3 protein-coding genes are annotated in these 3,480 nt (G+C 74.7%); all 3 read right to left on the bottom strand.

Annotation, left to right across the window (positions count from 1 at the left end; translation table 11 throughout):
• Positions 1-832 (bottom strand): acyl-CoA dehydrogenase family protein (locus tag EAO71_RS03090; RefSeq protein ID WP_147976214.1); only part of this gene is annotated, 832 nt, incomplete at its 3' end.
• A gap of 1 nt (position 833) precedes the next feature.
• The gene (locus tag EAO71_RS03085) at positions 834-1,868 is read right to left on the bottom strand and encodes a bifunctional MaoC family dehydratase N-terminal/OB-fold nucleic acid binding domain-containing protein (RefSeq protein ID WP_147976213.1); all 1,035 of its coding nucleotides are present in this window, start codon (positions 1,866-1,868) and stop codon (positions 834-836) included.
• 101 nt (positions 1,869-1,969) lie between these two features.
• The gene (locus EAO71_RS03075; RefSeq protein WP_261991966.1) at positions 1,970-3,253 is read right to left on the bottom strand and encodes an acyl-CoA dehydrogenase family protein; all 1,284 of its coding nucleotides are present in this window, start codon (positions 3,251-3,253) and stop codon (positions 1,970-1,972) included.
• Positions 3,254-3,480: the final 227 nt, after the last annotated feature.

The raw sequence follows: 3,480 nt of genomic DNA, 5'->3' as shown, positions 1-3,480 counted from the left end.
ACTTCGTCACGACGCGGATGGACATACGTGCCGACGGCGTGCTCGCGGGAACCCACCGCTTCCGCATCCTCAAGTACGCGCCGGCCGGGGCGAAGTCCCGGCCGGCCACGGGATCCGGGGAGGGGGCGCAGGCCGCCCCGGCGCCGCCGGCCCCGCCCGCCCCGGCGCCGAGCCGCTCGCCCGGGGCGCCGTCGAGCACGAGCCGTCCCGCGGCCCAGGGCGCGGTGAGCTCGACGGGCGTGACGGTCGCCACGGGCGGGCCCGGTACGGCGGGCGTGACGGTCGCGGCGGGCGGGCCGGGTACGGCTCCGTCGGACGGAGCTCGCCCGGCCGCCGGGGACAGCGTGACGAGCCAGAGCGCGGCGTCCTGGTCCGGGAGCAGGACGTGGGTGGCGTCCCTGAGCCACGGCACCCAGTCGACCGTCCCGGTGAGCAGGCCCCCACCGCCCGGCCCGCCCGCCTCGGCCCTGATCCGCCCGGTCTCCGGGAACGCCCCGGTCACCACCGTCGTACCGTCCCTGAGCCCGGGCAGCAGCCGGGCACGCTGCTCGTCCGTACCGTGCCGGGCGACGGCGAGGAGCCCGTACACACCGCTCGCCGTGAAGGGCACCTGGGCCGTCGTCCGCCCCTGCTCCTCGGCGAGCAGGACGAGGCCGAGCAGCCCGGTCTCCTCGACCGCCTCCAGCAGTCCGGCCGCGCACAGGGCCTTCCACAGCTCGGGGTCGCTGTCCCCGCCCGCGGCCGCGAGCCGATCGGGCGTGGCGAGATCGCCGAAGATCCGCGCCGCCAGCCCCTGGGCCGCGGCCTGCTCCTGCGTGGGCGTGAAGTCCATGTCAGCCCGCACCTCCCGGCAGCCCCCGGAAGACCGGAAGCTCCAGCTCCTCGTCCGCGCGCAGGAACTCCAGCCGTACCGGCATCCCGATGCGGACCTTGTCGTACGGTACGCCGACCACGTTGCTGACCATCCGTACGCCTTCGGCCAGTTCGATCAGCCCGACCGCGTAGGGAGGGTCGAAGGCCGGGAACGACGGGTGGTGCATCACCACGTACGAGTAGACCGTCCCGGCCCCGCTCGCCTCGACGGTGTCCCAGCGCTGTGAGCCGCAGGCGTTGCAGCCGGGGAGCCAGGGGAAGCGCAGGGTCGCGCAGTCGCCGCAGCGCTGGATGAGCAGCCGGTGCGCCGCCACACCCTCCCAGAATCCGGCGTTGTCCCGGTTGACGACGGGCCGGGGCCGCCGGGGCCGGGTGCCGGACGCTCCCGCACCCGTCACGGCCCGCGCCCCCTCCCCGGATCCCGTGGCCGGCCGGGACTTCGCCCCGGCCGGCGCGTACTTGAGGATGCGGAAGCGGTGGGTTCCCGCGAGCACGCCGTCGGCACGTATGTCCATCCGCGTCGTGACGAAGTGGCCCGTGCCGAGCTTGGTGGTCTTGCGGTCCGAGACGGACTCGATGACCGCGTCGAAGGTGACGGTGTCCCCGGGGCGCAAGGGCCGCAGGTACTCCTGCTCGCAGTCGGTGGCGACCACGGAGGTGAATCCGGCGTCGTCGAGCAGCGCGGACAGTTCGTCGTAGGCCCCGGAGCGGTCCGAGTGCCCGGACAGGCCGCCCATCGTCCACGCCTGGAGCATCGTGGGCGGCGCGACGGCGTCGGGCCCCCGGTACGCCGGGTCGTTGTCGCCCATGGCCTCGCACCAGTGCCTGATCATCGCCGCGTCGACCGGGTCCTTGCCCACCCCCTCCGCGGCCGCGACCCGCCCCTCGTACGACTTCAGCCGTTCCGCGAACGAGCGGTCGGGCGCACCGGCGGCCACGGAGGCGGCGAGGCCCCAGGTGCGGCCGCCCGGCCCGGTCGGTTCTCCCGCGGTCATCGCCGCCCCCCGTCCCGCTTCGTCCTCGTCCCGACGGACGCGCCCGGGTTCTCGTGGACACCGATCGAGACGATCGGCGGCCTGACGACGACCGCGACGTACTACGACGGCATCCGCGTGCCGGCCGGGAACCTGGTCGGACCGGAGAACGGCGGCGCCACGGGATCCGGGGAGGGGGCGCGGGCCGTGACGGGTGCGGGAGCGTCCGGCACCCGGCCCCGGCGGCCCCGGCCCGTCGTCAACCGGGACAACGCCGGATTCTGGGAGGGTGTGGCGGCGCACCGGCTGCTCATCCAGCGCTGCGGCGACTGCGCGGCACGGTTCATCCGCTCCAGCTCGCCGCCGTCGAACTCCCCCGGCGACCCCGCCCGCACCGTCCCCGCGGCGCCCGCGATCTCCTGGCAGATGCGGTACACCTCCACCGCCGACTCGGTGCCCGCGAACTTCACACCGCTCGCGTCCCCGGGGGCCAGCCGGTCCACCCCCACGTCCGCCACCAGACGCCAGTTGAGCAGGCGCGTCGCGGCCAGCCGGGCATGCGCCTCGGCCGCCCGGATCCGGACCCACGGCTCGTCGACCCGCCGCCGTCCCGTCACCGGATCGGGGGTGCGGGCCGCGGCGAGCGCCGCCGCGTAGTGGTCCTCGGCCTGCATCCCGATGGCGGCGAGCGCGACCCGTTCGTGGTTGAGCTGGTTGGTGATCAGCCCCCAGCCGCCGTTCTCCGGTCCGACCAGGTTCCCGGCCGGCACGCGGATGCCGTCGTAGTACGTCGCGGTCGTCGTCAGGCCGCCGATCGTCTCGATCGGTGTCCACGAGAACCCGGGCGCGTCCGTCGGGACGAGGACGATCGAGATGCCCCGGTGCTTGGGCGCCTCGGGGGCGGTGCGGCAGGCGAGCCAGATCCAGTCCGCGTTCTGGGCGTTCGAGGTGAAGACCTTCTGCCCGTCGATCAGCCAGGAGTCGCCGTCCCGTACCGCCTTCGTGCGCAGCGAGGCGAGGTCGGTCCCGGCGTCCGGCTCGCTGTAGCCGATCGCGAAGACCGTCTCGCCGCGCAGGATCCGGGGGAGGAAGTAGCTCTTCTGCTCCTCGATGCCGTACTTCATCAGCGTCGGGCCGACGGTGTTCAGGGTGACCATCGAGACGGGCGCGCCCGCGCGGTACGCCTCGTCGAAGAAGACGAACTGCTCGTCGGGTCCGCGGCCCTGTCCGCCGTACTCCTCGGGCCAGCCGAGCCCGAGCATGCCGTCGTCGCCGATCCGCCGCAGCAGCCGCCGCTGTGCGGCGGTGTCGCCGGATGGGGGCGGGCCACCGGGCATCACGTCGCGGAAGTACGAGCGCAGTTCGGCGCGCAGCCGCAGCTGCCGCTCGGTCGGGGCGAGATGCACGACGAGGGCCTCCCGGACGGGGACACTAAGGTTTCTGACTGTCCGTCAGAAACCGGAGCGGTGTCAAGGTCACGGACGACTCCTCCCCCGCACCGGCCCCGCCGGCCCGGCGAACCTCGGCCCCGCGCACCGGCCCGCACGACCGACGGCCTGTGCAGGCCGGTGCGCACGACCGGCGGCCCGTGCGCCGGCACCGAAGCACCGCCGCACAGGCCGCCGTCCACCCC

Origin of the sequence: Streptomyces sp. MS191, assembly GCF_008042125.1 — a bacterium.
Classification (GTDB): Bacteria; Actinomycetota; Actinomycetes; order Streptomycetales; family Streptomycetaceae; genus Streptomyces.
This window is presented reverse-complemented; position numbering and strand designations above follow the sequence as displayed.

Bases quoted from the DNA above. Each gene is read 5' to 3' on its own strand.
- EAO71_RS03085 (WP_147976213.1), bottom strand. From the start codon at position 1,868: ATGACCGCGGGAGAACCGACCGGGCCGGGCGGCCGCACCTGGGGCCTC.